The sequence below is a fragment of the Bacillus sp. Pc3 genome (genome assembly GCF_000815145.1).
In the GTDB taxonomy this organism is placed as follows: domain Bacteria; phylum Bacillota; class Bacilli; order Bacillales; family Bacillaceae; genus Bacillus; species Bacillus velezensis.
Window position 1 is genome coordinate 495,456 of the sequence record NZ_CP010406.1, and the last position, 26,867, is coordinate 522,322.

Sequence of the window (26,867 nt, forward strand, 5' to 3'; positions counted from 1 at the left end):
CCAATCATCCTTCCATTTCTGCCAGTTCTTCTTCAGTGTAGTAAGCCGTAATTTTTGATGTGAATAAAATACCGTCTAAATGATCCATTTCATGCTGAACGGCTCTGGCCAAAAAACCCTCCGCTTCTAAAATAAACGGTTTTCCTTTACGGTCGTGGGCTTTTACCTTTACGTAATCCGGGCGGGTGACATCACCGAAAACCCGGGGGAAACTTAAGCAGCCCTCGACTCCGGTCTGTTCACCGCTCTTTTCAAGAATAACCGGATTTACAAGGTCGATCCGGCCGCTTTCTTCACCGATGTCCACGACGGCCGCTCTTTTTAAAATGCCGATTTGCGGCGCGGCGAGACCGACGCCATCCATTTCGAGCATCGTATCGTACATATCGTCAAGCAGTTTTTTTAATTTTTTATCAAACACTGTCACTTCATCGGCGGGTGTTTCCAGAACCTCCGCCGGGTGTGTGACGATTTTTTTCACAGCCAAAATTTTGCCCTCCAAAAACTAATGTTACATCAGCATGTACGGATTCATATCGATTGAAATCATTACATGCTTTTGCGCAATGTCGCGTTTATAGTGCTCCAGTATCTTTTTCAACTGAATCTGCAACTCGTTTTCCTGTCTGTATTTTATCACGCATTGATAGCGATATCTATCTTTGATCCTGGCAATCGGGGAAGCCGCCGGCCCGAGAATTTTCGTATCAGGCCCGCATCCCGCTCTTAAATAGTTTGTAATCTTTTCTGCGGTGACCGCAGCTTTTGCCGCCTCTTCATGAGAAACGGTCACCAGCGCCACGTAATAATACGGCGGGTATGACTGGGCCCGTCTGTGCGCCATTTCCTGCTGAAAAAAAGTTTCATAGTCGTGCGTTTTCGTCAGCTGAATGCTGTAATGAGACGGTGTATACGTTTGAATGACCACCGTTCCCGGCTTTTCATGCCGCCCGGCCCGTCCGCTTACCTGCGTCAGCAGCTGGAATGTCTTCTCCGCGGCTCTGAAATCTGGGATGTGAAGCGTCGTATCTGCGCTTAATACTCCGACGAGCGTCACGTTCGGAAAATCAAGCCCTTTTGCGATCATTTGCGTACCGAGCAGGATATCCGCCTTCCCTTCACCGAACGCTGACAACAGTTTTTCATGTGCGCCTTTTCTTGAAGTGGTATCCACATCCATCCTGATCACGCGCGCCTGAGGCAGCACTTTGGTAAGCTCCTCCTCCACACGCTGCGTTCCCGTGCCGAAAAAGCGGATATGTTCGCTGCCGCATTCCGGGCATGTTCCCGGGACAGGTTCCTCATGGCCGCAGTAATGGCATTTCAGCCTTTGTCCGTAGCGGTGATAAGTCATGGAAATGTCGCAATGCGGACATTGCGGCACATAACCGCAGTCCCGGCACATCACAAACGAGGAATACCCCCGTTTATTCAGAAAAAGGACGGCCTGCTCTTTTTTTGCAAGCTTCTCTTCCAGCTGTTCCATCAGCTCTCTTGAAAACATTGATCTGTTGCCGTTTCTCAGTTCTTCTCTCATATCAACGAGAGAAACGTCAGGCATGAGCTGGCGGTTTACGCGATGTTTTAACGGAAGCAGCTCATAAACGCCTTTTTTCGCCCGCGCAAATGACTCCAATGTCGGCGTGGCGCTCCCGAGGACGACCGGACAGCTGTGATGCTCGGCCCGGCGGATGGCTACGTCCTTTGCATGATACCGCGGCATTTCCTCCTGCTTATAGGAAGATTCGTGCTCTTCATCAATAATGATCATGCCGAGATTTTCAAACGGGGCAAAGATGGCCGATCTGGCTCCGACGACAAGCCGGACTTCCTTGCGCTGAATCTTCCGCCATTCATCGTATTTTTCACCTGTGGATAATCCGCTGTGCATGACCGCAACCTGTGAGCCGAAGCGGCCTTTAAAACGGTTGACCATTTGCGGTGTCAACGAGATTTCCGGAACGAGCACGATCGCTTCTTGTCCTTTTGCCAGCACTTTTTCAATGGATTGCAGGTAAATTTCCGTTTTGCCGCTTCCCGTGACGCCGTGAAGCAGAAAGACGTGGTGGACATGGTCGGCTACGGCTTGTTTAATCGGCTCAAAAGCGGCCTGCTGCTCTTCTGTAAGAGAGAGCGGCTCTGTTTTTTTGAACATTCTGTCCTGATAAGGATCACGGTAAACCTCCTCGAAGCTTTCCGTAAGGAGCCCCTTTTTAAGAAGCGTTTTCAGCGTCGCGGAACTGGAATCGGTCTTTTTGCAAAGCTCGGCCGCGGAAATCTTTTCTCCCCCGCCGATAAAATAAGTAAGCACGGCGAGCTGTTTAGAAGCCTGCTTTGTCAATGAATCTGCGTGCCGGGCGAGTTCTTCTTTGTCTGCCCCCGCTTCGATCATGCGGATCATTTTTTTATTCGTTTTTTGGGCGACTTTATATGTGACATCAATGCTTCCTTTACGCACGAATTTCTGAAGTGACGAAAGAATGCTTTCATCGGTAATATCCGAGTACAGAAGACTTTTTTGATTCCTGAAAAGCTGTTTGATGTCCGGGGTCAGCGCTTCTTCGTCAACGACTTTCAGCTCTTTCTCGTACTTCGCCTTCAGTGCGGCGGGCAGCATTGCCTGAAGCGCCGTGATTTTAAACGACAGCGTTTTGTCAGAAAGCCATGAAGACAGCTGCATCAGTTCCTCAGTCAGAACTGGCGTCAAATCAAGAAGCTTCTCGACTTCCTTCATTGAGCCGCCGTTTAATTCGGACGAATCTTTCAAACCGGTCACAAATCCTTGAAGCTTGCGCGGGCCAAACGGGACAATCACCCGCATGCCGACTTCGATCATCCCTTTTAAATGATCGGGAATTTTGTAATCAAAGGGTCTGTCAATGTTTTTGGAGCTGACATCGACAATGACTTCTGCTACATTCATACGGGTTTTCGGTCCTCGGCTTTCAAAGCGGTCATTTCCTTCAGCATTTCAAAGGAAACGTCAAGTTTAGACATAAGCGCAAGCTCCCGTTTTCTTCCGTCCCGGAAATAGAAGGTGACGACATTCGTATCCGTGCCAAATCCGGCCCCTTCCGCTTTCACATCATTCGCAACGATCATATCAAGGTTTTTCTGTTCGAGTTTTCTGCGCGCATAGCGTTCGACATCTTGCGTTTCAGCCGCAAATCCGACCAGCAGCTGGTGTGTTTTCCGTTCGCCGAGTTCTTTCAGTATGTCTGCTGTACGGTTGAATTCGATCACGAGCGAACCGTCTTTCTTCTTCATTTTGTGATCAGAAACAGCCGCCGGCGTAAAATCGGCCACGGCCGCCGTCTTAATCACCATGTCGCATGAATCAAACACAGAAAGCACGGCTTCTCTCATATCGGCTGCCGATTGCACAGGAAGAAACTGATACAGCCCGACTGGCGGCTCTATTGACACCGGGCCTGAAATCAACGTCACCCGCGCCCCGAGACGGACGGCGGCTTCAGCAGCAGCGTAGCCCATTTTGCCGGTGGATTTATTTGTGAAGAAGCGGACAGGGTCCACGGCTTCGCGCGTCGGACCGGCCGTAATGACAATATGTTTTCCTTTCAGCGGCGCATCGTCTTCAGGCTCCTTAAAATGCTCTCTGACACGTTCAACAATAAGCTCCGGCTCCTCCAGCCTTCCTTTGCCGACATATCCGCATGCCAAATAGCCTTCACTCGGCTCGATAAAGCGGACCCCGTCCTGATAAAGCACAGAGATGTTCCGTTTCACCGCCGGATGATCATACATATGGACATTCATCGCAGGCGCCACCCAGACCGGGGCCTCAGCCGCCAGCACCGTCGTTGTGAGCATATCATCAGCAATTCCGTTGGCAAGCTTGCCGATGATATTTGCCGTAGCGGGCGCGACAATAATTAAATCCGCCCAGTCAGCGGCATCAATATGAGAAATCACCTTCGGATTCTGTTCATTAAATGTATCTGTATACACTTCATTCCGGCTCAGCGCCTGAAATGTCAGCGGAGAAACAAACTCACGCGCGGACTCAGTCATAATCACTTTGACGTTTGCGCCGGCCTGAACCAGCTTGCTCGTGAGTGCGGAAGCTTTATAAACGGCGATTCCCCCGCTTACGCATAGCAAAATGTTTCGGTTTTTCATGAAGTCTTCTCCCCTTTATGAAAGCATTGGACAAATCCCAAACGGAAAAAAATAACAACCTATGTAGAGATAGGTTGCTACGTGTGCTTGTTATTCGCTGTCTTCTCTTTCAAACGAAAGCAGGCCCGCGTCAATTTCTTCTAAAGCTTTGCCTACATATTTGTGAGAAATGGTATGTTCAATCTGCTGGTCCTTTTTGATCTGCATTTCACGCGCGCGTCTTGCAGACACAGTCACCAGCGTATATTTAGAATCTAATTTATTCATTAAAGAGTCAATTGACGGATCTAACATAAGTTATTCTACCTCCAGCATTTTCTTATATCTCGGAGCAACGCGTTCACGTTTTAAGTGCTCGGCGAGAACGATTGCGTTAATCTTATCACAAGCCGTTTGGATATCGTCGTTTTCAACGACATAATCATACGCGTCCATCATTTCGATTTCAGCTTTTGCGGCATTCATTCTGTTTTCGATTAAATCGTCGGTTTCAGTCCCTCTTGTCACGATTCTGTTTTTCAGCTCAGAAAGACTCGGCGGCGCTAAGAAGATAAACAGGCCTTCCGGAAATGCATTCCGCACTTGGAGCGCGCCCTGCACTTCAATCTCTAAGAAGACGTCTTTTCCTTCTTGAAGCGTCTGTTCGACATAATCAACGGGCGTTCCGTAATAGTTGCCGACATATTCCGCCCACTCAAGCAGTTTGTTGTTTTCAATCATGCGTTCGAATTCATCTCTAGATTTAAAGAAATAATCGACGCCATCGACCTCGCCCTCTCTCGGGTTTCTCGTCGTGACTGAAATCGAGTATTCAAATTTCGTGTCCTGTTGTGAAAATATTGCTTGCCGAACCGTTCCTTTTCCAACTCCGGAGGGACCTGAGAGAACGATTAATAACCCTCTTTCTTTCATGCGGCAATTACCCCTGCCCTTCATCCATAATTTCTTCTTTCACAGAAAGTCTGTGTGCAACTGTCTCAGGCTGGACGGCAGATAAGATAATGTGATCACTATCCATGACGACAACTGCACGGGTTCTTCGTCCGTATGTAGCGTCTATTAGCATTCCGCGGTCTCTTGCATCCTGGATCATTCGCTTTATTGGCGCAGACTCCGGGCTGACAATCGAAATCATCCGATTGGCGGAGATGATATTGCCAAATCCGATATTAATCAGTTTAATCGTCATCTTCTACGTTCCCCCTGTAAAATAGACGTCTCTAGTGTAACCTGAAGAGGCCGTCTGTAAACAATACGCACAGTCGCTATTCTATATTTTGCACTTGTTCCTTCAATTTTTCAATAGAACTTTTCATTTCAACGACAAGCTTTGTGATTTGATGATCATTGGCTTTTGAGCCGATCGTATTCGCTTCTCGGTTAAGCTCCTGAACAAGGAAATCAAGTTTGCGGCCGACTGCCCCGCCTTCTTTTAATATATCACGGAATTGAACAAAATGGCTCTTCAATCTGGTAATTTCTTCCGTTATATCAGAACGATCGGCGAAAATGGCGCATTCCGTGATCAACCTGCTTTCGTCGAGCGCATCCTCCGTCCATTCCTTCATTCGGGCGTAAAGACGCTCGCGGTATTGAATAACAACGGCCGAAGCGCGCTCTTTCACCTGTTCGGACAGCGTCTCAAGCCGCTCGATGTGCAGAAAGCAGTCTTCCGCCAAAAGCCGTCCTTCTTTTTCCCTCATGTCACAAAGTTCCTTTACAGCCAGCTCAGCGGCTTCCCTGATGACTTCTTCAAGCTTGTCATCACGCATCTGTTCTTCGTGTATCTGCGCAATATGTTCAAATTTAAAGAACTCCATTGCATCGGGTTCTGCGGCCAGGCTGTAGCGCTCTTTCATGACGCGTGCGGCGCTCACATATTCATCAAGGAGCTCCCAATCGATGTTCAGGCTTCTTTTTATGAGCGCGTCACTGTTTACAGTGAGAAACAGCTCTACTCTTCCGCGCTGTATATGCTGCAATATCGTTTGTTTCAGCTTATCCTCTACATATAGCAAAGGCCGTGGCAGGCGGGCGTTCACTTCTTTGAACCGGTAATTGACGGATTTCAATTCAACGGTTGCCGAGAGATCGCCTTTTGTGCTGCTTGCGCTGCCGAAGCCTGTCATACTCCGTATCATATGAAACACCCAATTCTTTCCCGTTATCAAAATAAAAGGGCAATAGACATGCTATTACCCCTAAGATTATATCATATGGAATTATTTTTTTCTTGTCAAAAGTGAACCCGCCAGCAAAAAAGTAGGTATGCCCGACATACCGATAATCAGCATCCAATCGCCCGGCGTAATCGGCACTGTTTTGAAAATCGGCTGCAGCGGCGGATAATAGATGACGATGACCATCAGGAAGATAGAAGAAATGATGGCCCCGAGCAGATAGATATTTTCAAACGGATTCCGGGAGAAAACAGACGTTTCGCTCCGGCAGTCAAACACGTGTATAAGCTGAGCCAGGACAAGAGTCGCGAATGCAACGGTCTGTGCGTAGGGCAGATTTTCAGGATTGCGGTGATAGACGATGATAAACGCTAAAATGGTTGCAGCTCCGATTAAAAACCCTCTTGATACGACTTTCCAGCCCAGTTTTCTCGCAAACACTCCTTCTTTCGGATGCCGCGGCTTCCGCCTCATCAGGTCTCCTTCCGGCTGATCCATACCGAGGGCCATCGCCGGCAGCCCGTCAGTGACTAAGTTCACCCACAATATCTGAATCGGAACGAGCGGCAGCGGCAGAGCGAGAAGCATCGCAAACAGCATCACTAAAATTTCACCGACGTTGGAGGCGAGCAAATACCGGACGAATTTTCTTATATTTTCATAGATATTCCGTCCCTCTTTTATGGCTGATTTAATCGTAGCAAAGTTATCATCTACCAGAATGAGAGAAGAGGCTTCCTTTGCCACATCCGTTCCCGTCACGCCCATGGCAACACCGATATCTGCCTGCTTTATGGCCGGCGCGTCATTAACCCCGTCTCCCGTCATGGCGACGACGTGTCCGTTTTCCTGGAACGCTTTGACGATTTTCAATTTATGTTCAGGCGACACGCGTGCGAAGACGTAGACATCATCGACCGTTTCGATAAGTTCTTTGTCCGTAAGCTCATTCAGCGTCTTCCCGTCCATCACACGCCCCTTTTTCGGAAGAAGACGCAAATCTTTTGCAATGGCCTTTGCCGTTTCGACGTGATCCCCTGTGATCATAACCGTTTTAATGCCGGCTTCACGGCATTCTTTAATCGCCTGTCTGACCTCCGGACGGGGCGGATCAATTATGCCTGACAAGCCGAGCATCGTCAGATTTTTTTCCGCCTGCTCCATTGTCGGCTTTTCTCCGGGCTTAAGCGGTTTATAAGCAATCGCGATCGTACGCAAAGCTTGCGACGCCAGCTCTTTCAGAACCGCTTCCGTTTCTGCTTTCTTTTCTTCTGAAAAAGGCGTACTTCTTGCGCCGTGCATCAGATGTGACGAGCGGTCAATCAGCACATCGGGCGCTCCTTTAGTGATGACGAACTGCTTTTTTTCCTGATCCTCTACAATGACGGTCATCATTTTGCGGACGGAGTCAAACGGAAACTCGGCAACCACGCGGTAGTGCCCGCTGAGCCAATCGTTTGAATAGCCGCCCTTTCTTGCAGCCGTCAGCAGCGCTCCTTCTGTCGGATCGCCGTCGAGTACATAACGGCCGTCTTTCAGTGCGATTTCGGATGTGTTGCACAACGCGCCGAAAACCAGCATCTGTTCAAGAATCTTCTCATCTTTCGGCTTGATTTCCCGCTCATCTCGGGTGAAAACGCCCTCCGGCTCATAGCCGATGCCTGACACTTTATAAATTTTGCCGCCTGACCACATATGGGTGACGGTCATTTTGTTTTGTGTCAGCGTGCCGGTTTTATCAGAACAAATGACAGAGGCGCAGCCCAATGTTTCAACCGCCGGGAGCTTTCTGACAATTGATTTTTGTTTGATCATGCGCTGGACGCCGATTGATAATGCCACCGTAACAATGGCGGGAAGCCCTTCCGGAATCGCGGCGACGGCCAATGACACCCCGGCCAAAAACATGCTGTAAAGATCATGTCCCTGTAAGACGCCGACTGCAACGACCAATACCGTTAAAAGGAGCGCGACGATAATTAAAATTTTGCCGAGCTCTTCAAGTCTTCGCTGCAGCGGTGTTGAAAGGCTGCCGGCGGATTCCAGCATATCGGCGATTTTGCCCATTGCCGTATTCATTCCTGTACCGACGACGACGCCGACACCGCTGCCGCGCGTTACGATCGTACCCATAAACGCCATATTGCTGATGTCGCCTAACGAAACATCCGGCTTTCTCAGTTTATCAGCTTGTTTAACCACCGGAATTGATTCCCCGGTCAGCGCCGATTCCTCAATTTCAAGGCTTTTCGCTTCAACGATCCGCACATCCGCGCCAATCCGGTCGCCGCTTGAAAATTTCATGATATCGCCGGGAACGAGCTCCTTGGACTGAATTTTCTTCCAGCTCCCGTCCCGCAACGCTGACACATACGGCGTTGACAGCTCTTTTAATGCGTGTAAGGACTTTTCCGCCCGCCGCTCTTGAAAAAAACCGAGAACCCCATTGACAAATACAATCGCCATAATCGCTACGGCATCTACATATTCGCCTAAAAACCCGGATATTAAGGTTGCCGCCAGCAGCACGAGCACCATAAAATCTTTAAATTGGGCGAAAAACACGGCGATCGCCGGTGTCCTCTTGCCCTCCTGAAGCTCGTTCGGCCCGTGCTTTTCAAGGCGTTTTTTCACCTCTTTTTCGGTCAACCCCTGTTTAATGGACGTATTTGTTGCTTTCAGCAAATCGGTTTGTCCCATTTCATGAAACTTCATTCTTCTCGTCCACTCCCCTGCCTCGCTTTAGAGATGTCACTCTGTAAACAAGCTTATTCTGACTCGTCCCTTTTCATGCTATAATTATCGAATGCAGGAAGAAGGAAAGGGTGTTTTATATGTCTTTTGATGGCATGTTTACATACGGAATGACACATGAATTAAACAGCCGGATCGCCGGAGGCCGGATTACGAGAGTCCATCAGCCTTTTAAGCACGATGTGATATTTCATATCCGCGCTAACGGAAAAAACCATAAATTATTATTATCGGCGCATCCGAGCTATTCACGGGTGCACATGACAAACCAGGCCTATGAAAATCCGAGCGAGCCGCCGATGTTTTGTATGCTGCTCAGAAAGCATATAGAAGGCGGATTTATTGAGAAAATAGAACAGGCCGGATTAGACCGGATTATGATATTCCGGATAAAAAGCAGAAATGAAATCGGCGACGAAACCGTCAGAACGCTGTATGTGGAAATTATGGGACGGCACAGCAATATTATCCTGACTGACGGAGAAGGAGCAATTATCGACGGACTGAAGCATTTATCTCCGTCGATGAACAGCTACCGGACCGTTCTGCCGGGCTATGATTACAAGCTTCCTCCCGCTCAGGAAAAAATTTCGCCGCTTGCCGCGGATGAAGAGGACGTTTTGCGTTATCTCAGTTTTCAGGAAGGACGGCTTGACCAGCAGATCGTCAGACATTTCTCCGGTGTTTCTCCGCTGTTTGCAAAAGAAGCCGTGCACAGAGCGGGCCTCGCTAACAAAATAACGCTGCCGAAGACGCTGATTGAAATGTTCCATGCCGTGAAAGATTGCAGGTTTACACCGAACATTACGACAGCCGGCGGAAAGGAATACTTTTATCTCCTGTCTCTCACACATGTAAACGGAGAAGAGCGCACCTTTCACTCACTGAGTGAGCTGTTGGACCGGTTTTATTTCGGCAAGGCGGAACGCGACCGCGTCAAACAGCAGGCTCAGGATCTCGAGCGGTTTGTCGCAAACGAACGGAAAAAGAACGCCAATAAGATAAAAAAGCTGGAAAAGACGCTCGACTACTCAGAAAATGCGAAGGAATTCCAGCTATACGGCGAACTGCTGACGGCAAATTTGTATATGCTGAAAAAAGGTGACAAAGAAGCGGAAGTCATCAATTATTATGATGAAGAAAGTAAGACGGTGACCATCCCTTTAAATCCGAACAAAACACCGTCAGAAAACGCGCAGATGTATTTTACAAAGTATCAAAAGGCGAAGAATTCCGTCGAGGTGGTAAAAGAACAGATCCGTCTGGCCGAGGAGGAAATCGCTTATTTCGATCAGCTGATCCAGCAGCTCTCCTCCGCCTCCACAAAGGATATTCACGAAATAAGGGAAGAGCTTGTGGAAGGCAAATATCTGCGACCGAAACAGCAGCGAGGACAGAAAAAACAGAAGCAGCACGTTCCTGTTTTGGAGCAATATGAATCTTCACGGGGATTGACGATTCTTGTCGGCAAAAACAATAAACAAAATGAATACTTAACGACAAAAGCTGCCGCAAGGGATGATTTATGGTTCCACACGAAAGACATTCCGGGTTCCCACGTTGTGATTAAAAGCAGCGATCCAGATGAACAATCCATACTGGAGGCGGCTGCGATCGCCGCTTATTTTTCCAAAGCGAAAGATTCCGGCTCCGTTCCCGTTGATTATACAAAAATCAGACACGTGAAAAAGCCAAACGGCGCAAAGCCCGGATTTGTCACCTATGACAGCCAGCATACCGTATTTGTCACACCTGATGCCGACCTTGTCATACGGCTGAAAAAATAAACGCACCTCCAAGCTGAAACCCGCACTCAGCTTGGAGGTGTTTTTTATTACGTATAAACGGAGATGACACTCTCCCAGCCGTCAGAACCGATCTATACAGTATCTGATCAGTTTCCCGTCATGTCTGCCTGAATCCGCCGGGGGCCGTCTCTGATTAAAGCGGTCACACCTGATTTGGCGGCGGATACTGTCACCTTCCCTCGCCGCACCTGAGCACATCCGGGCAGTCAATATAATCATGCCGAGGTCTCTGACCGTTCCTTTGTATGCGGGCGGAGTCCAGGCGGCATGGGGAGGGACTGACAAGGTGTTTTTTATGGTCTTCTTCTTTTCTCAAATAATCGATCCACTTCTTCAGCCAAATCAGCAGTAATGAGAGGCTCTATGTCCTCAGCCAGTCTTTTCGTATGTGCCGGGCTTGCGCCGCTTGTTGATACGGATACTTGAATGCGCCCTTTGCGGATGATCTTCGGCATATACACGCTGCCCTGTTCAGCATCGCTTACACAATTGACCAGCTGCGTTTCAGAAGCGCTCGCGGCTATCTCCTGATTTACGCTGCGGTCATTTGTCGCGGCAATGATGAAGAAAGCGGGCGCGAGATCCTTCATTTCAATTTTACGGGAAACCCAGCGGATACGTCCTTCATCCGCCAGCTGTTTAATTTCGGGCAGGGCATCGGGACTGATTACAGTAATATCCGCGCCTTCCGGAAGCACCGTTTTTAGCCTTCTTAAGGCAACATTGCCTCCGCCCGCGATGATAATTCTTTTTCCGCTTAAATTAATGTGCAGAGGCAGCATACTGTCCCCCCTTAAAATCAAACTGACCGCCGGGGTTTCGAACAGCTTCTGACACACGGTTCAAAAACGCCTGCTTAATATGCGGGTGAAAACCTAAGTATGAAGCGAGATGAACATTTTGATTGATCGTTTGAAGCTTTTGAACTTCCCGTTCAATCTCAGTCATTAAAAGCCCGGTAAACAGAAGATATGGAACGATAAAAACGGGTGCTCCGTCATCCTCTTCAAGGCCGGCAAACACTTCTTTATAGTGCGGGTCACATGCTGTTAAAAAACAAGGGATGACTTCTTTAACAGGTGTAATCGCCTCAAGTTTTCCGGCAATCTCACTGACTGCGTTTTTAACTGCCGGATCTGTGCTTCCTCTTCCGATCAGCACCACTTTCGCCTGCTCAATGGGCACTCCGGTATCTTCAATGCGATGATGCACCGCTTTTACGACTTCATCGTCCACTCCGATCGGAACACCATATGTCACTTTTATATCGGGATGCAGGGCCGCCGCACGGGCGATTTCAGCCGGAATGTCATGTTTTGCGTGGGCAGCGGTCAACAGCAGTAAAGGCACGGCCGCAATATGAGTGGCGCCTTGTCTGACACATGCTTCAAATCCCGCTTCAATAGACGGTTCCTGCAGTTCTAAAAAACAAATTTCCTGAATGGGAGCGTCAGCGTGCGGCATGCACCCTTTTAAAAACGCCGCCGACTCTGTCTGCGCTTTTTTCAGCCTGCTTCCGTGCCCGATGTATAAAATCGCCTGCTTCATTTACAACGCCTCGCTCAAATCCAGATTTTTCTGATCAGATGCATACCAGTCCAGTTTGCAGTGATAATTGACGACATCGCCGATAACAATTAAGCTCGGGTTTTTGATTTCTTCTTTTATCACTGTGTCTGAAAGCGTGCCGACGGTGCAGACGACTGTTTTTTGCCTGTCCGTCGTTCCCCAATGAATAAAGGCTGCCGGGGTGCCGGCGTCTCTGCCGTTTTCCTGCAGCATTCTTTCAATCTGCCGGATATTTTTAATTCCCATATAAATCACCAGCGTATCAATGCCCGTCGCCAGCGCTTTCCATTTTTCTTCAAAGTCGTCTTCTTGTTTATAATGTCCCGTAACGAATGCGACATTGGAGCTCGCCTCTCTGTGCGTCACGGGAATGCCGGCATAAGCAGCAGCCGCGATTCCTGATGTAATGCCGGGAACGATCTCAAACGGAATGGCGTTTTGTGCGAGAGCCTCCGCTTCTTCGCCTCCGCGGCCGAAAACAAACGGGTCGCCTCCCTTGAGCCTTACAACGGTTTTCCCCTTTTTCGCATACTTCACAAGGAAACGGTTGATCGTATCCTGTTTCATAATGTGAAAATCCGGGAGCTTTCCGCAGTAAATCAGATCCGCTTCTTCTCCGGCATATTGTAAAATCTCTTTGCTAACCAATCTGTCATATAATATAACGTCCGCTTTCTGTATGGCTTTCATTGCCTTCACCGTTAATAAGTCCGGATCTCCCGGACCGGCTCCAACGATAAATACTTTCCCCATAGCATGTCTCCCCGATCCGTTTTGAAATCTTCCCAGAACAGCCGCGAGGCCGCACTTCAGCTATTTTACCATATCCCGCCATTGCGGGGGATATCCGGCTGATTGCGCGGCCTTTTTGGACCTATTATGCTAAGCTGTTTTTCACAAAGTCAACCAGTCTTCCGGTGCATTCTTCGCGTTCACATTTGCCTGAATCAAGTACGAGCTCAGGCGCTTTCGGCTCTTCATACGGTGAGTCGATCCCCGTAAAGAACGGAATTTCACCATTTCTTGCTTTTTTATATAAACCTTTCGGATCGCGCTTTTCACATATATCGAGGTCGCATTTAACATAGATCTCATTAAATTCGCCCTCCGCCACAAGCTCTCTCACCTGATCTCTGTCCTCACGGAACGGAGAAATAAAAGCCGTGATGACGATGGTTCCCTGCTGAACGAAAAGCTTCGCCACTTCCCCGATGCGGCGTATATTTTCCTTTCGGTCATCATCGGAAAAACCTAAGTCCTTGTTTAAGCCGTGGCGGATGTTATCACCATCAAGCACGATGACTTGATAGCCTTGTTCAAACAGCTCGCGCGCTGCGGCGTTTGCAATCGTGGATTTCCCTGAACCGCTTAAGCCCGTCAGCCAGAGGATAGAGCTTTTATGCTTGTTTTTCTGCTGGTATTCTTCTTTCGTTATTGAGGCTTCATGCCACACGATATCACGATTTGTCATTCTATTTTCCTCCTTAAGAAACGCCTGCTTCTTCTTTCGTTTTCAGCCCTTTAATCAACACCTCGACAACTTCAGGACGGCTGAATTCCGCCGGCGGCATGACGCCGCTTCGCAGCATTTCTCTGACCTTTGTTCCTGACAGAATGACGTGGTCTTCTCTGTCATGCGGGCATGTTTTGGCCGTTCCCATGTTGCCGCATTTCTGGCAGAAGAAGCTGTGCTCGAATTTCATCGGTGTAATCCCGAGTTCATCCGCTGTAAATTGATCAAACAGCTCTTGCGCTTCATATGTGCCGTAGTAATCACCGACGCCGGCATGATCGCGGCCGACGATAAAATGCGTGCAGCCGTAGTTTTTGCGGACAAGCGCGTGGAAAATGGCTTCTCTCGGCCCCGCATACCGCATAGCCGCCAAAAATACGCCGAGGAACACGCGGTCTTTCGGATAATAATGATCGAGCAGCACCTGGTAGCTTTCCATTCTGACATCCGCCGGAATGTCATCTGATTTTGTTTCACCGACGAGCGGGTTCAAAAACAGGCCGTCAACCGTCTCAAGCGCGGTTTTTTGGATATATTCGTGGGCGCGGTGAACCGGATTTCTCGTTTGGAAACCGACGATGGTTTTCCAGCCCTTTTCTTCGAAGCTTCGTCTTGTATCAGCAGGTTCAAATGTAAACTCGGGAAACTGCTTTGACGCTTTTTTAACTAATGTGATCGGCCCGCCGACATACGTATCGCCGCGTGAAAATAATTTTTTCACGCCCGGATGCGCGGCATCATCGGTTTTATATACGTGAACGGCTTCTTTTTGTTTATCCGGCGTATAAATATCTTCGATGTCGACTACGCCGTATGTTTCTCCGCCGTAAGTCAGTTTCACCGTGTCGCCGACGGCAAGCTCAGCCGCTTTTTCTGAATCGACCGGAAGCGTGATCGGCAGGGACCAGACAACCCCGGATGCCAGACGCATATTTTCAACGACTGACACGTAATCTTTTTCTGTGAAAAATCCTTCAATCGGGCTGTACCCCCCGATCCCGATCAGCTCTAAATCAGCGAACGAAATCAAATCAAGCTCAATTTCTTTTTGGACGGATGTAAGATCATACTGCTCATTTACCCGGTTAATTAATGTTCCTCCGTGCGGTGCTAAACTCATAATACATGATTCCTCCCAGTTAACAGATAAATAAACTCAGATTAATAGTTAAATGCCTCCGCCTTGTTCATGGACAGAGCGTTTCTCTTTTCGGATGGCTTTCATCAGACTGGCGGCTCCGCCAGCTGCCAAAAGCACGCTGGCCATCATAAAGATGGAATAGTAATCTCCTTTTAACAGCAGGGAGACAAGCAAATACGAAATCGACAGTGACAAAAACGGCGAAACGACCCATACTTTGAGCATCGTTTTCACGACTTCTTTATGAAAAACGTTCGGCCCGTTTTTGGCCATTCCGATACCGATAATTGATGATGATGTGACTTGCGCCAATGGGACCGGCAGACCGAAGACGGAACTGATAATGACAAGCCCCGCGCCGGTTCCTGAAAGCAGTATGCCTTCTCCGGCTGAAAATCTCGTAATCTTTTTCCCGTTGGTTTCAAGCACTTTACGTCCTAAAAGCAGAGCGCCGAGAGCGACAAAGATGCCTCCGTACAGCGTTCCTTTGGACACGCTGAGCACGCCCGCAGCAACCAAAGGGCCCACCGCATTTGCGACATTGTTCATTCCGGCTGAAAAAGCTTCCCAAAACCCCGCAATCAGCAGCACAATCCCCAAAATCTTCTGTTTCCGATTCGAAATGACTCGAATATTCAGAGAACTGAATACCTTCGAGACGAGAAACGTGAAACAGAACGCGACGAACGGTACGAGCACCCAAAAACTCACGATGACTAAAAGATGCTGTAAAAACAATACTTTGTACGCGACGCCGACACCGACAATCGCCCCGACAGTGACCTCACTCGTCGACAGCGGAATGCCGAGCACATTCGCCGTGAATAACGATAGCGCCGCCGATCCGATAATAATGCAGACAATGGTGAGCGTAATGGTTTGTTCGGGAATGATTCCGCCGCTGATCGTCTTAACGACTTCTCCGCCGCCGATAACCGCCCCTGACAGGACTCCGGCCGCGCAAATGATCAGCGCATACGTTTTCTTTTTAACGGCGCCGGACCCGTAAGCGACTCCCATTGAAGCCGCGGCTCCGCTGGCTCCGATATTCATGGCAAAAAACAGGCAGAATAAAATAGCGGCTAATTCCATCGTGCAGCTCCTTTATTCATGCAGTCCGCATTCTGTTTTCGCCATGCCGTTCCATCTGCCGCTCCGCAAATCTTCCGCGGTAAACGCAGGTGAAGTGCACGGTTCACAGCCGATGCTCGGATACCCCTGATCATGAAGGATATTGTAATCCAGCTCATGCTTGGAAGTATATCTCCAGATGTCTTTCCATGTCCAATGGATCAGCGGGCATACTTTAATCGATTGAAACTTGTCGTCTTTATTCAGGAAATTCGTATTCGCCCGGCTCGGCCCTTGATCCCGGCGAAGGCCGGACAGCCATGCCGGATGCCCTGCGAGCGCTTCTCTTAACGGCAGAATTTTTCTGATGTAGCAGCACTGGTTCGGTTCTCTTTCCCACAGTTTATCTCCGTGAGCCTCGGCCTGTTCTTCAAGAGTAAGGCTGGGCTTTTTCAGGATAATGTTCAGTCCCGGGTAACGCTCTTTCACTTTTTCGATCGTTTCATATGTTTCTTTAAAGTGAAGACCCGTGTCGAGAAACACGATTTCCGCGTCTTTCTTTACTTTAGAAATTAAATCGATCAGGACGATGCCCTCAATCCCGAAGCTGCACGCGTAAACAAGCTGGTCTCCGTAGTGGCCGTATGCCCATTTTAAAACGGACAGCGCGCCTTTATAGGAATCGTCTTCCGGAAATGTAATCGCCGGCTCTTCCCATGTGTCATACGTTAGCATTTTTCCTTTCCTCCTCCCGGAGACAATCAAACAGCTGTTGTTTTCTGCCGGTTGTCTTATCCCTCAATCTTTTTTTCATATAAAAAACTTTCAATCCAGCGGAATGAAAGACAGTGACCCGGTATAGCCCTTATCTTCAAAATGCTGTGCATTTTTCTGGATGCGGCACCTTGCATGACACGCAGGTTGCCGGGCGTCATCGGTCCAGTCCCTCAGCCGCTCTTGATAAGCTTTTTAGATTTGTACTAAATTTTAGCACAATTCTAACAGAAGTCAACCCGAGTTTTTTGATAGGAATAATAAAACAGGCCCTGAGGCCTGTTTTTATTGTCATTATTTTTTAAACCAATCTTTTGACTCGGGATTCTGTTTCCATGATTTCAGTTTCTCAACGTCATCTGAATGAATCGTTCCGTTTTCAAGCGCGACTTCAATCAGCGTGTCATAATCCGTTAACGAGTAATAAGGAAGACCCGCTTTTTTAAAGGCTTCTTTTGCTTTCGGCAGTCCGTATGTAAAAATGGAAATGACGCCGAGGACTTCCGCGCCCTCTCTTTGAAGGGCCGCCGCAGCTTCAAGCACGCTGCCTCCGGTAGAAATCAAGTCTTCAATCACGACTGTTTTTTGTCCTTTCTTAATGGCGCCTTCTATTTGATTTCCTTTGCCGTGCGCTTTCGGTTTGCTTCTGACGTAGCACATCGGCGCGCCTGTACGGTCTGCGAGAAGCGCAGCATGCGGAATGCCCGCCGTTGCAGTGCCCGCGATCATCTCCGCCTCGGGAAAATGCTCTTTCAGCAGTTTGCCAAGCCCGTCCGCCACATCATTTCTCACTTTTGGATACGACAATGTCAGACGGTTGTCACAATAGATCGGTGATAAAATGCCGCTCGCCCACGTAAACGGCTCATTCGGGCGTAAAAAGACAGCTTCAATGTGTAATAGATGTTTTGCGATAGCCTGTTTCATCGGCGAACGCCCTCCCATTCCAGTTTAATTGCTTCATATGCTTCAACGGGGTTTTCCGCTTTTGTAATTGAGCGGCCCACAACGATGGCTGACGAACCGTTTTCTTTCGCAAATGACGGAGTCGCCGTCCGGACTTGATCGTCAGCTGTGTCACTGGCCGTGCGGATGCCCGGTGTGACTGTCAGAAATGAAGGCCGGACCGCTTCATAAATGGCTTTTGTTTCATGTACCGAACATACCACTCCGTCCAGCCCGCACTCTTCCGCCATTTTGCCGTAATGCACAACCGTTTCTAACAGCGGCTTATGCAGCAGAAGCTCTTCCTTCGCCACCTGCTCTGAAGTGCTGGTCAGCTGAGTCACCGCGATTAAAGACGGGCGTTTTCTGCCTGCCGGCGTGCCTTCTTCAAGCCCCTCAAGGGCCGCGCGCATCATGCGTGCGCCCCCTGCTGCATGCACATTGACAAGATCAACGCCGAGGCCGGCCAGCCGCTTCATCGCTTTATTGACCGTAGTCGGGATATCATGAAGCTTTAAATCTAAAAATATATCACAATTTCGTTCTTTTAATTGGTGAATGATGGCGGGGCCTTCCTGATAAAAAAGTTCCATCCCCGTTTTGACAAAAAGCCTTTCCTTTTCAAACAAGTCTAAAAACGTTAAAGTCTCTTCCCCTGATGCAAAATCAAGCGCGATGATGGGCAGGTTGTTTTTCATGTTTCCAGCTCCTTCCGATGCATTCACTTACAGATTGAAAGCCGTGCTGGCGCAGCACACGGGGGAGCTGTTCTATGATTTCCGGGCAGACGAACGGATTGACGAAGTTTGCCGTGCCGACGGCAACCGCACTCGCTCCCGCAAGAAGAAATTCTAATGCATCCTCTGCGGTCTGAACGCCGCCCATCCCGATAATCGGGATTTGAACGGCCTGGCTGACTTCGTATACCATCCGGATGGCGACCGGTTTGATCGCCGGGCCTGACAGTCCGCCCGTTTTATTTGCTAAGATCGGCCGTCCCGTCTTAAGATCGAGCCTCATCCCGATGAGTGTATTAATCATCGTCAGACCGTCAGCACCGGCCGCTTCAATCGCTTTAGCAATTTCGGTTATGTTTGCGACATTAGGCGAAAGCTTCACATACACAGGCACTGCGGAAACTTCTTTCACCGCTTTTGTCAGTTCGGCCGCCATGACGGGATCAGTACCAAAAGCAATCCCCCCCGTTTTGACATTCGGACATGAAATGTTAAGCTCAAGCGCATGCACATTCGGCGCTTGGCTGATGTGCTCGGCCACTTCTTTATAGTCGTCCACCTGAGAACCGGCGACATTTGCGATAATCGGCGTGTCAAATTGTTCGAGCCAAGGCAGCTCATGATTGAGCACATGCTCAAGGCCGGGATTTTGCAGACCGATGGCATTCAGCATGCCCGCGCTTGTCTCCGCCACTCTCGGCGTCGGATTTCCGAAGCGGGCTTCGTTCGTCGTTGCTTTAATCATAATGCCTCCGAGGCATGATAAATCGTAAAATCCGGCATATTCTTTCCCGAAACCGAAACATCCGGAAGCGGGGATGATCGGATTTTTCAATTGGAGACCCGGCAGATTCACCTCTAACATTACAGCGCCACCTCCTCAGCTTTAAATACCGGCCCGTCAAGGCAGACCTTTACATAGGATGTATCGCTTTCACCCGTGCGGCACACGCAGGCGAAGCAGGCTCCGATGCCGCAGCCCATCCGCTCTTCCATCGAAAGATAAACCTCTTTATGGCCGTACTGCTGCTTCAGAGCTTTCAGCATCGGTGTCGGTCCGCAGCTTAGCAGGACATCGAATTCGAGCTGCTTTTCACGGATGACATCGGTGACAAACCCTTTCTCTCCATATGTTCCGTCAGCCGTCGCCACATAGGTGTCTCCGTACGCACGACATTCCTGTTCGTAAAAAACATCCTTTGCTGATTGAAATCCAAGCACATGAATGACGTTTACGCCTTTTTCCGTCAGGCGCTTTGACAGTTCCTGCAAAGGCGGAACCCCCACTCCGCCTCCGACTAACAGCGCGGTTTTGCCGGGTTCAATCCGCCGGATGGGGAATCCGTTGCCGAGAGGGCCGAGAACGTCTATCCTGCCGCCCTCTTTTTTCTCGGACAAAAGACGCGTTCCCTCACCGTCAGCTCTGTAGATAACGGATACTTCATCCGCGGCGAAATCGACGTCCGCAATGCTGAGCGGTCTTCTTAATAGCGGCGTGACCGCGTCACTCACCTTCAGATGTAGAAATTGACCCGGCTCGGTAAGGTGCCGGACAAGCTCTCCTTTCAGCACCATCTTATAAATCCGGTCGGCAATTTCTAAGTTGGATTGAACAGTCAAATGCACTTTCTTCATATCGTGACTGCCGCCTTTTGATTGGTTTCGGATGCAGGCATATGATCCGCCCGGAATGTCATGCTTTCCAGTACCCGCAAAATGGCTTCGGCCGTATCTAAAGATGTCAGGCAGGCGACTCCGTTCTCAACGGATTCGCGGCGGATTCTGAAGCCGTCTCTGGCCGGCTGTTTGCCCTTTGTCAGCGTATTGATGACAAATTGCGCTTCGCCGTTTCTGATCACATCGAGCAGATTTTTCCCTTCTTCGCCGATTTTCCCGACGACTTGAGCCGGAATCTGAGCGTCTTTTAAATAAGCCGCCGTTCCTTCCGTCGCCAAGATTTTATAGCCGATGGCGTGGAACCGCTTCGCGATCAGCAGTCCTTCTTCTTTATCTTTATCGGCAACAGTCAACAGCACTGAGCCGTAGTTCGGGATTTGAATGCCAGAAGCAATCAACGCTTTATAGAGCGCTTTTTCCAGGGTTGAATCTTTGCCCATGACCTCTCCCGTCGACTTCATTTCAGGGCCTAACGTAATATCCACTCTTCTCAGCTTCGCGAATGAGAAGACAGGCGCTTTCACGAATACCCCCTGCTGTTCAGGCTGCAGCCCCTCTTGGTAGCCGAAATCAGCAAGCTTTTGGCCGAGAATGACCTTTGTCGCCAGATTCGCCATCGGAATCTTTGTGATTTTGCTTAAGAACGGCACGGTTCTGCTTGACCGCGGATTTACCTCAAGCACATACACTTCACCTTGCGACAGTACGAACTGGATGTTCAGCAACCCGATGATGTTAAGGCCTTTTGCCAAGGCTACAGTGTATTGTTCGATTTTTTTCTTAATGTCTTCGCTTAAAGACTGAGGCGGATAGACGGCGATTGAATCCCCTGAATGGACGCCGGCCCGCTCGATATGCTCCATAATTCCCGGAATAACGACTGTTTCGCCGTCAGATACGGCATCGACTTCGATTTCTTTCCCCGTCAGATAACGGTCGATTAACACCGGATGCTGCGGGTTGATTTTGACCGCATTTTTCATATAGTGAAGCAGCTCTTCTTCGTGATAGACGATTTCCATCGCCCGGCCGCCGAGCACATACGAAGGGCGGACAAGTACCGGATAGCCGATGGATGCGGCAATTTTGACCGCTTCGTTCACCGACACAGCGGTTTTTCCGAGCGGCTGCGGCACATTCAGCGCCTCAAGCGCCTGCTCAAACTTATCCCGGTCTTCCGCACGGTCTAAATCTTCAAGTGATGTGCCGAGGATTTTGACGCCGCGGGCGCTCAATTCTTCCGCAAGATTGATCGCCGTCTGGCCGCCGAATTGGACGACAACGCCTTCCGGCTGCTCCAAATCGATGATGTGCATGACATCTTCTACCGTCAGCGGTTCAAAATACAGTTTGTCTGATATGCTGAAATCAGTGGACACCGTCTCAGGATTGTTGTTGATAATAATCGCTTCATAGCCTGCCTGCTTGATCGCCCAGACAGAATGAACGGTCGCATAGTCAAATTCGACGCCCTGTCCGATACGGATCGGCCCGGAACCGAGGACGACGACGCTTTTTCTTGAAGTAATCTCAGACTCATTTTCTTCCTCATATGTGCTGTAAAAGTACGGGGTTTCTGATTCAAATTCCGCCGCGCATGTATCCACCATTTTATATACAGGCTTGATGGCTGCTTCTTTTCGCATTTGATACAGCTCTTGTTCCGGCATGTTCCATTCCCGGCTGATATATTTGTCGGAGAAACCGAGTTCCTTCGCTGTCTGCAGGACGGTAAGGCTGCCTTTTTCCGCTTTCAGCTCTGTTTCAAAAGCGACCAGCTTACAGAGCTTGTGCAAAAAGAATACGTCAATTGCAGAAAACTCATGAAGCTGCTCGACTGTGTAGCCTCTTCTGAACGCTTCAGCAAGATAAAACAGCCGTTCATCTCCGGCCTTTCTGATCCGTTTTTCCAAAAGCCCGTCAGAAATCTCTTCCGCATCCTTCAGTTCCAGGTGATAGACATCGGCTTCCAGTGAGCGGACCGCCTTTAACAGCGATTCTTCAAGGGTGCGTCCGATGGCCATGACCTCTCCGGTGGCTTTCATTTGCGTCCCGAGCCTGCGGTTTGCCGACTCAAATTTGTCGAACGGCCAGCGCGGGATTTTAGAAACGACATAGTCAAGCGCGGGCTCAAAAGCCGCATATGTTTTTCCCGTTACGGGATTCATCATTTCATCAAGAGAAAGCCCGACTGCGATTTTCGCCGCAAGCTTTGCGATCGGGTAACCCGTCGCTTTTGAGGCAAGGGCAGATGAGCGGCTCACCCGCGGATTCACTTCGATAATGTAATATTGGAAGCTGTCGGGATCGAGCGCGAGCTGAACATTACAGCCGCCTTCAATGCCGAGCGCGCGGATCAGCTTTAATGAAACATTGCGCAAAAGCTGGTATTCCCGGTCGCTCAAAGTCTGGCTCGGGGCAACGACGATGCTGTCGCCCGTATGGATGCCGACCGGATCGATATTTTCCATGTTGCAGACGACGATCGCGTGATCTCTGCTGTCTCTCATGACTTCATATTCGATCTCTTTGTAACCGGCAATGCTTTTTTCAAGAAGGCACTGATGGACGGGGCTGAGTTTTAATCCGTTTTCGACGATCTCTTTCAGTTCTGTTTCATTCGAGCAGATGCCGCCGCCCGTTCCGCCTAATGTGTAAGCGGGGCGCACGATAACCGGAAACCCGATCCGGCCGACAAATTCCTCGGCTTCCTGTAAAGTGCGGATGATCTCACTTTCCGGCACCGGTTCATTCAGCTCATTCATCAGCGTACGGAATAAGTCGCGGTCTTCCGCCTGCTGGATGGCGGACAGCTTTGTGCCGAGCACTTCCACCCCGCATTCCTCAAGAACCCCGAGTTCAGACAGCTCGACGGCAAGATTCAGTCCGGTCTGTCCTCCCAGAGTCGGCAGGATGGCGTCCGGCCGTTCTTTTCTGATAATACGCGTGAGAAACTCCGGCGTCAGCGGCTCTATGTATACCCGATCAGCCATTTCAGTATCCGTCATAATCGTTGCCGGATTCGAGTTGACGAGAATGACTTCATAGCCTTCTTCCTTTAAAGCGAGACACGCCTGTGTGCCCGCATAATCAAATTCCGCCGCCTGTCCGATAATAATCGGGCCTGATCCGATCACTAAAATCTTTTTAATATCTACGCGTTTTGGCATACCGCTTCCCCTTCTTTCTCAGTTGTTTCGATCAAGTCAATGAATCTGTCAAATAAATGATTGGCGTCTTCCGGCCCCGGTGAAGCTTCAGGGTGGTACTGAACCGTAAATGCCGGCAATGTTTTATGCTTGAGTCCTTCGATCGTTTGATCATTGATCGCAATGTGCGTCACTTCAAGCTCTGTCTCATCTATTGAAGAAACTGTATATCCGTGGTTTTGGGCGGTTAAAGCGACTTTCCCTGTCGCAAGCTCTTTAACCGGATGATTGGAACCCCTGTGTCCGAATTTCATTTTTTCCGTTTCCGCTCCGGATGCCAGCGCAAATAATTGGTGGCCAAGGCAGATTCCGAATAACGGCACCTTCCCGAGTATGCCTTTTATCATCTCAATGGCTTCCGGCACATCTTTCGGATCTCCGGGTCCGTTAGAAAGCATGATGCCGTCCGGCTTGAGCTGAAGCACTTCTTCCGCCGTTACATTGTACGGCACAACGATGACATCGCATTTTCTTTTGTTTAACTCTCTTAAAATGCCGTGCTTCATACCGAAATCGACGAGTACGATGCGTTTGCCGCGGCCCGGACTCGGATATGCCGTTTTCGCAGATACTTGAGCGACTTGATTTCTCGGCAGTTCCGTTTCTTTCAGCCTTGCAAGAACCTCTCCGACATTCTCCTCACTTGAAGCAAACGTTCCCTTTAATGCGCCGGCCGTGCGGATCATTCTTGTGAGCTTTCTCGTGTCAATCCCTTGTAAGCCGGGAATATTTTTCATTTTCAAATACTCGTCAAGCGTGTAAGCCGAACGCCAGTTGGAAGGCAGCTCGCACAGTTCTTTTACGATCAGCCCTTTTACAAAAGGAGTGATGGATTCAAAGTCATCTCTGTTAATTCCGTAGTTGCCGATCAGAGGATACGTCAGCGTCACGATCTGCCCGCAGTAAGAAGGGTCTGATAAAATTTCCTGATAACCGGTCATTCCCGTGTTGAATACGACTTCACCCGCGGTATGCTCCAGGCTCCCGAATGCTTCACCCTCAAATACCGCTCCATTTTCCAGCACTAGTCTTCTTTTCATTTGACGAGTCTCCCTTCTTCGTATGCAAGCTTACCGGCAGCCATCGTTGCAACAGGCCAGCCGAAGCACTTCATCTTGTTGAATGGCGTATTTTTTCCTTTAGATAAAAATGTATCTTTGTCAATGGCTGCTTCTTTTTCCAGATCAATCAGGGTGATGTCAGCCGGCGCCCCCGGTGCAAGCGTTCCGTACGGAAGATCAAATGCCTCGCAAGGTTTTGACGTCATGAAATCAACCAGCTGCTTCAGCGTCCACGCCCCGTTTTTCACAAAATGTGTGTACAGAAGCGGAAAGGCTGTTTCTAAACCGACGATACCGAAAGGCGCAAGCTTCATATCCGTGTTTTTCTCTTCTTCTGTATGCGGCGCATGGTCAGTGGCGATGAAATCAATCGTACCGTCTAAAAGCCCTTCAATCAGCGCCTCTCTGTCCTCTTTGCTGCGAAGCGGCGGATTCATTTTAAAATTGGTATCAAGTCCCGGGATATCTTCGTCACAAAGCAGCAGGTGGTGCGGCGATACTTCCGCCGTCACGCGGATTCCCGCTTTTTTTGCGTCTCTTACGGCTCTGACGGATTCTTTCGTGCTGATATGACACACGTGGTAATGGCAGCCCGCCGCTTCCGCCAGCAGGACGTCACGGGCGATATGTACCGCTTCACAAATGGAAGGTATGCCGTTCAGGCCGTTCGCTTTTGAAAAAGAACCTTCATGCACACTCCCTCCGTAAATAAGTGAGTTATCCTCACAATGAGCGACAATCGCTTTATTCATTGAAGCCGCCCGTTTCATGGCTTCATACATCATTCCAGCCGTCTGAACGCCGACGCCGTCATCGGTGAAGGCGAATGCGCCCGCTTCATGAAGCGCCTCAAAATCTGTCATTTCTTCGCCGGTTTGTCTGATCGTAATGGATGCGTAAGGAAGAACCCTGACAGATGAGGTTTCTTTGATCCGGTTTTGCAGCCATTCCATCTGCTCTTTCGTATCCGGCACCGGTCTTGTATTCGGCATGGCTGCGACTGTGGTAAAGCCGCCCCGCGCCGCGGCTTTAGAGCCCGTCTCAATGGTTTCTTTTTTCTCGCCGCCCGGTTCTCTGAAGTGGACATGAAGGTCTACGAGTCCCGGTGAAACGAACAGTCCGTCAGCGTCGATCACCGTTTCTCCGTCTTTCGCTGTCAGAAGCCCGGTTTCCGAAATGAATTCACCCGTTACCCGGATATCCTGTGCCACTTTTTCTCCCTGTTCATTTAACATCCAGCCGTTTTTAATGAGATAAGACATAAGCCGCTTCTCCCCTTTTTACATTGGTTTGCAGTGCTCTTTTTAAGACTGCCATTCTGATATACACGCCATTTTCCATTTGTTTAAAGATTCTTGATTTTCCGCATTCCACTAATGTTGTGTCAATTTCGACTCCTCTGTTCACCGGTGCGGGATGCATGATGATGGCATGCCGCTTCATGCTCTCCGCCCGCTTTGCGGTCAGCCCGTATGCTTCCAGGTAGCCTTTTTGGTCGGCTTCTGTCTGATGCCTTTCATTTTGGATGCGGAGCAGCATGACGACATCTGAAGCTTGTATGGCTTCATCCGTCTGTACACAGGTGCCGAAGGCGTTTTTCTCATCCTGCCATTGCGGCGGCCCTGAAAACAGCACGCGTGCGCCGAGCCTTGTCAGCACCTCGGCATTTGACCTTGCCACCCTGCTGTGTTTGATATCGCCATGAATGGAAACCGTCAGGCCCTGAAAGGTCTCAAATTCCTCTTGAATCGTCATTAAATCGAGTAATGACTGAGTCGGGTGCTGGCCGCAGCCGTCGCCGGCGTTTAAGATCGGAATATTGACTCTGCCGGTCAGATCTTTGTAATATTCATCCGTGCTGTGCCTGATGACGCAGGCGTCCGCTCCGATTGATTCCAGTGTTTTGACCGTATCGTATAAGGACTCGCCTTTTTGAACGCTTGTGCTCGTGCCGTCTAAGCTGAGCACGTTCATCCCGAGTTTCTTTTCCGCCACTTCAAAGCTGAACCGCGTTCTCGTGCTCGGTTCAAAAAACAGATTCGCAACAAATTTTCCCGCGAGTTCGGGGCGGACTGTTCCCTCTTTTATCGCTTTTGCCTCACGCAGCAGTTCTGTAATTTCAGCCGCGCTCAGTTCAGACATCGCCGTTAAATGATTCATGTTTTTCTCCTCCGTTTCCGCTTGAAGGCCGAAAAAAACACCCCGGTCTATAGACTCGGGGTGCGGTTAAAGAGAGAAGCAGCGTACAGCTTCTTCCCGTTATAACCCTTCCAAGCCTCTCTGGACTT

At 49.4% G+C, this 26,867-nt stretch carries 24 protein-coding genes and 1 riboswitch; of the genes, 1 reads left to right on the top strand and 23 read right to left on the bottom strand.

The genetic code is table 11. The annotated features are described in order from the left end of the window. Nucleotides 1-4: 4 nt before the first annotated feature. The 8 genes from def to SB24_RS01965 all read right to left on the bottom strand — a co-directional run bounded on the left by def (nucleotide 5) and on the right by SB24_RS01965 (nucleotide 9,035). A complete protein-coding gene (def, locus tag SB24_RS01930) occupies nucleotides 5-487 on the bottom strand; it encodes a peptide deformylase (RefSeq protein ID WP_039251537.1) in 483 nt (160 codons plus the stop codon). A 24-nt stretch (nucleotides 488-511) separates the two neighbouring features. Next, nucleotides 512-2,923, bottom strand: coding sequence for a primosomal protein N' (gene priA / locus SB24_RS01935; protein ID WP_014304990.1), 2,412 nt, complete (start codon nucleotides 2,921-2,923; stop codon nucleotides 512-514). After that, on the bottom strand, nucleotides 2,920-4,140 hold the full coding sequence (gene coaBC, locus SB24_RS01940; RefSeq protein WP_003154345.1) for a bifunctional phosphopantothenoylcysteine decarboxylase/phosphopantothenate--cysteine ligase CoaBC: 1,221 nt from the start codon (nucleotides 4,138-4,140) through the stop codon (nucleotides 2,920-2,922). The genes priA and coaBC overlap by 4 nt, the downstream gene beginning before the upstream one ends. A gap of 90 nt (nucleotides 4,141-4,230) precedes the next feature. Next, nucleotides 4,231-4,434, bottom strand: a complete 204-nt coding sequence (gene rpoZ, locus SB24_RS01945) for a DNA-directed RNA polymerase subunit omega (RefSeq protein WP_003154346.1) — start codon at nucleotides 4,432-4,434, stop codon at nucleotides 4,231-4,233. 3 nt (nucleotides 4,435-4,437) lie between these two features. Further along, on the bottom strand, nucleotides 4,438-5,052 hold the full coding sequence (gene gmk / locus SB24_RS01950) for a guanylate kinase (protein WP_003154347.1): 615 nt from the start codon (nucleotides 5,050-5,052) through the stop codon (nucleotides 4,438-4,440). A 7-nt stretch (nucleotides 5,053-5,059) separates the two neighbouring features. Next, nucleotides 5,060-5,329, bottom strand: a complete 270-nt coding sequence (remA, locus tag SB24_RS01955) for an extracellular matrix/biofilm regulator RemA (protein WP_003154355.1) — start codon at nucleotides 5,327-5,329, stop codon at nucleotides 5,060-5,062. 76 nt (nucleotides 5,330-5,405) lie between these two features. Next, entirely contained in the window at nucleotides 5,406-6,281 is an 876-nt protein-coding gene (locus SB24_RS01960) for a YicC/YloC family endoribonuclease (protein WP_007409745.1), read from the bottom strand. Between the two features lie 81 nt (nucleotides 6,282-6,362). Beyond that, the gene (locus SB24_RS01965; RefSeq protein ID WP_015417445.1) at nucleotides 6,363-9,035 is read right to left on the bottom strand and encodes a calcium-translocating P-type ATPase, SERCA-type; all 2,673 of its coding nucleotides are present in this window, start codon (nucleotides 9,033-9,035) and stop codon (nucleotides 6,363-6,365) included. A 119-nt stretch (nucleotides 9,036-9,154) separates the two neighbouring features. Here SB24_RS01965 and SB24_RS01970 point away from each other — a divergent pair, with 119 nt between their 5' ends. Then, nucleotides 9,155-10,861 (top strand): Rqc2 family fibronectin-binding protein, encoded by a 1,707-nt coding sequence (locus SB24_RS01970; RefSeq protein ID WP_031378752.1) that lies wholly within the window; start codon nucleotides 9,155-9,157, stop codon nucleotides 10,859-10,861. A 314-nt stretch (nucleotides 10,862-11,175) separates the two neighbouring features. Here the strand turns inward: SB24_RS01970 and SB24_RS01975 are convergent, their stop codons facing one another. The 15 genes from SB24_RS01975 to SB24_RS02045 form a co-directional block, all read right to left on the bottom strand. Beyond that, complete coding sequence (locus tag SB24_RS01975; protein ID WP_015239834.1) at nucleotides 11,176-11,664, bottom strand: precorrin-2 dehydrogenase/sirohydrochlorin ferrochelatase family protein; 489 nt, start codon at nucleotides 11,662-11,664, stop codon at nucleotides 11,176-11,178. Then, entirely contained in the window at nucleotides 11,645-12,430 is a 786-nt protein-coding gene (locus tag SB24_RS01980; RefSeq protein ID WP_020955802.1) for a sirohydrochlorin chelatase, read from the bottom strand. The genes SB24_RS01975 and SB24_RS01980 overlap by 20 nt, the downstream gene beginning before the upstream one ends. After that, the gene (gene cobA / locus SB24_RS01985; RefSeq protein ID WP_039251546.1) at nucleotides 12,431-13,204 is read right to left on the bottom strand and encodes a uroporphyrinogen-III C-methyltransferase; all 774 of its coding nucleotides are present in this window, start codon (nucleotides 13,202-13,204) and stop codon (nucleotides 12,431-12,433) included. Nucleotides 13,205-13,328: 124 nt separating this feature from the next. Beyond that, a complete protein-coding gene (gene cysC, locus SB24_RS01990; RefSeq protein ID WP_007611313.1) occupies nucleotides 13,329-13,922 on the bottom strand; it encodes an adenylyl-sulfate kinase in 594 nt (197 codons plus the stop codon). A 13-nt stretch (nucleotides 13,923-13,935) separates the two neighbouring features. After that, nucleotides 13,936-15,084 carry a sulfate adenylyltransferase gene (gene sat / locus SB24_RS01995; protein ID WP_007409738.1) on the bottom strand — a complete coding sequence of 383 codons (1,149 nt, stop codon included), beginning with the start codon at nucleotides 15,082-15,084 and terminating at the stop codon, nucleotides 13,936-13,938. Nucleotides 15,085-15,132: 48 nt separating this feature from the next. After that, on the bottom strand, nucleotides 15,133-16,197 hold the full coding sequence (locus SB24_RS02000) for a sulfate permease (protein WP_012117522.1): 1,065 nt from the start codon (nucleotides 16,195-16,197) through the stop codon (nucleotides 15,133-15,135). 12 nt (nucleotides 16,198-16,209) lie between these two features. Then, entirely contained in the window at nucleotides 16,210-16,911 is a 702-nt protein-coding gene (locus SB24_RS02005; protein WP_003154369.1) for a phosphoadenylyl-sulfate reductase, read from the bottom strand. Between the two features lie 127 nt (nucleotides 16,912-17,038). Further along, nucleotides 17,039-17,143, bottom strand: a riboswitch (SAM riboswitch). 101 nt (nucleotides 17,144-17,244) lie between these two features. Then, a complete protein-coding gene (gene pyrE, locus SB24_RS02010) occupies nucleotides 17,245-17,877 on the bottom strand; it encodes an orotate phosphoribosyltransferase (protein WP_015417440.1) in 633 nt (210 codons plus the stop codon). After that, nucleotides 17,874-18,593, bottom strand: a complete 720-nt coding sequence (gene pyrF / locus SB24_RS02015) for an orotidine-5'-phosphate decarboxylase (protein WP_015417439.1) — start codon at nucleotides 18,591-18,593, stop codon at nucleotides 17,874-17,876. Before pyrF ends, pyrE begins: the two co-directional genes overlap by 4 nt. Beyond that, a complete protein-coding gene (locus SB24_RS02020) occupies nucleotides 18,562-19,497 on the bottom strand; it encodes a dihydroorotate dehydrogenase (protein ID WP_003154377.1) in 936 nt (311 codons plus the stop codon). The genes pyrF and SB24_RS02020 overlap by 32 nt, the downstream gene beginning before the upstream one ends. Then, entirely contained in the window at nucleotides 19,497-20,267 is a 771-nt protein-coding gene (locus SB24_RS02025) for a dihydroorotate dehydrogenase electron transfer subunit (RefSeq protein ID WP_015417438.1), read from the bottom strand. The genes SB24_RS02020 and SB24_RS02025 overlap by 1 nt, the downstream gene beginning before the upstream one ends. Continuing rightward, nucleotides 20,264-23,479, bottom strand: a complete 3,216-nt coding sequence (gene carB / locus SB24_RS02030) for a carbamoyl-phosphate synthase (glutamine-hydrolyzing) large subunit (RefSeq protein ID WP_039251550.1) — start codon at nucleotides 23,477-23,479, stop codon at nucleotides 20,264-20,266. The genes SB24_RS02025 and carB overlap by 4 nt, the downstream gene beginning before the upstream one ends. Next, nucleotides 23,464-24,558: a carbamoyl phosphate synthase small subunit gene (locus tag SB24_RS02035; protein ID WP_007409730.1), complete on the bottom strand. Its 1,095-nt coding sequence runs from the start codon at nucleotides 24,556-24,558 to the stop codon at nucleotides 23,464-23,466. Before SB24_RS02035 ends, carB begins: the two co-directional genes overlap by 16 nt. After that, nucleotides 24,555-25,841 (bottom strand): dihydroorotase, encoded by a 1,287-nt coding sequence (locus tag SB24_RS02040; RefSeq protein ID WP_033574589.1) that lies wholly within the window; start codon nucleotides 25,839-25,841, stop codon nucleotides 24,555-24,557. Before SB24_RS02040 ends, SB24_RS02035 begins: the two co-directional genes overlap by 4 nt. Further along, the gene (locus tag SB24_RS02045) at nucleotides 25,825-26,739 is read right to left on the bottom strand and encodes an aspartate carbamoyltransferase catalytic subunit (RefSeq protein WP_015417435.1); all 915 of its coding nucleotides are present in this window, start codon (nucleotides 26,737-26,739) and stop codon (nucleotides 25,825-25,827) included. Before SB24_RS02045 ends, SB24_RS02040 begins: the two co-directional genes overlap by 17 nt. Between the last annotated feature and the right edge of the window lie 128 nt (nucleotides 26,740-26,867).

What these genes read in the sequence shown, in the direction of transcription:
- SB24_RS01960 (WP_007409745.1), bottom strand. Translation starts at nt 6,281, where the DNA reads ATGATACGGAGTATGACAGGCTTCGGCAGCGCAAGCAGCACAAAAGGC.
- gmk (WP_003154347.1), bottom strand. Translation starts at nt 5,052, where the DNA reads ATGAAAGAAAGAGGGTTATTAATCGTTCTCTCAGGTCCCTCCGGAGTT.
- SB24_RS02045 (WP_015417435.1), bottom strand. Translation starts at nt 26,739, where the DNA reads ATGAATCATTTAACGGCGATGTCTGAACTGAGCGCGGCTGAAATTACA.
- pyrF (WP_015417439.1), bottom strand. Translation starts at nt 18,593, where the DNA reads ATGAAAAACAACCTGCCCATCATCGCGCTTGATTTTGCATCAGGGGAA.
- sat (WP_007409738.1), bottom strand. Translation starts at nt 15,084, where the DNA reads ATGAGTTTAGCACCGCACGGAGGAACATTAATTAACCGGGTAAATGAG.
- SB24_RS02000 (WP_012117522.1), bottom strand. Translation starts at nt 16,197, where the DNA reads ATGGAATTAGCCGCTATTTTATTCTGCCTGTTTTTTGCCATGAATATC.
- priA (WP_014304990.1), bottom strand. Translation starts at nt 2,923, where the DNA reads ATGAATGTAGCAGAAGTCATTGTCGATGTCAGCTCCAAAAACATTGAC.
- cysC (WP_007611313.1), bottom strand. Translation starts at nt 13,922, where the DNA reads ATGACAAATCGTGATATCGTGTGGCATGAAGCCTCAATAACGAAAGAA.
- SB24_RS02005 (WP_003154369.1), bottom strand. Translation starts at nt 16,911, where the DNA reads ATGCTAACGTATGACACATGGGAAGAGCCGGCGATTACATTTCCGGAA.
- pyrE (WP_015417440.1), bottom strand. Translation starts at nt 17,877, where the DNA reads ATGAAACAGGCTATCGCAAAACATCTATTACACATTGAAGCTGTCTTT.
- SB24_RS02020 (WP_003154377.1), bottom strand. Translation starts at nt 19,497, where the DNA reads ATGTTAGAGGTGAATCTGCCGGGTCTCCAATTGAAAAATCCGATCATC.
- SB24_RS01975 (WP_015239834.1), bottom strand. Translation starts at nt 11,664, where the DNA reads ATGCTGCCTCTGCACATTAATTTAAGCGGAAAAAGAATTATCATCGCG.
- SB24_RS01970 (WP_031378752.1), top strand. Translation starts at nt 9,155, where the DNA reads ATGTCTTTTGATGGCATGTTTACATACGGAATGACACATGAATTAAAC.
- cobA (WP_039251546.1), bottom strand. Translation starts at nt 13,204, where the DNA reads ATGGGGAAAGTATTTATCGTTGGAGCCGGTCCGGGAGATCCGGACTTA.
- coaBC (WP_003154345.1), bottom strand. Translation starts at nt 4,140, where the DNA reads ATGAAAAACCGAAACATTTTGCTATGCGTAAGCGGGGGAATCGCCGTT.
- remA (WP_003154355.1), bottom strand. Translation starts at nt 5,329, where the DNA reads ATGACGATTAAACTGATTAATATCGGATTTGGCAATATCATCTCCGCC.
- SB24_RS02040 (WP_033574589.1), bottom strand. Translation starts at nt 25,841, where the DNA reads ATGTCTTATCTCATTAAAAACGGCTGGATGTTAAATGAACAGGGAGAA.
- SB24_RS02035 (WP_007409730.1), bottom strand. Translation starts at nt 24,558, where the DNA reads ATGAAAAGAAGACTAGTGCTGGAAAATGGAGCGGTATTTGAGGGTGAA.
- SB24_RS01965 (WP_015417445.1), bottom strand. Translation starts at nt 9,035, where the DNA reads ATGAAGTTTCATGAAATGGGACAAACCGATTTGCTGAAAGCAACAAAT.
- rpoZ (WP_003154346.1), bottom strand. Translation starts at nt 4,434, where the DNA reads ATGTTAGATCCGTCAATTGACTCTTTAATGAATAAATTAGATTCTAAA.
- SB24_RS02025 (WP_015417438.1), bottom strand. Translation starts at nt 20,267, where the DNA reads ATGAAGAAAGTGCATTTGACTGTTCAATCCAACTTAGAAATTGCCGAC.
- carB (WP_039251550.1), bottom strand. Translation starts at nt 23,479, where the DNA reads ATGCCAAAACGCGTAGATATTAAAAAGATTTTAGTGATCGGATCAGGC.
- SB24_RS01980 (WP_020955802.1), bottom strand. Translation starts at nt 12,430, where the DNA reads ATGAAGCAGGCGATTTTATACATCGGGCACGGAAGCAGGCTGAAAAAA.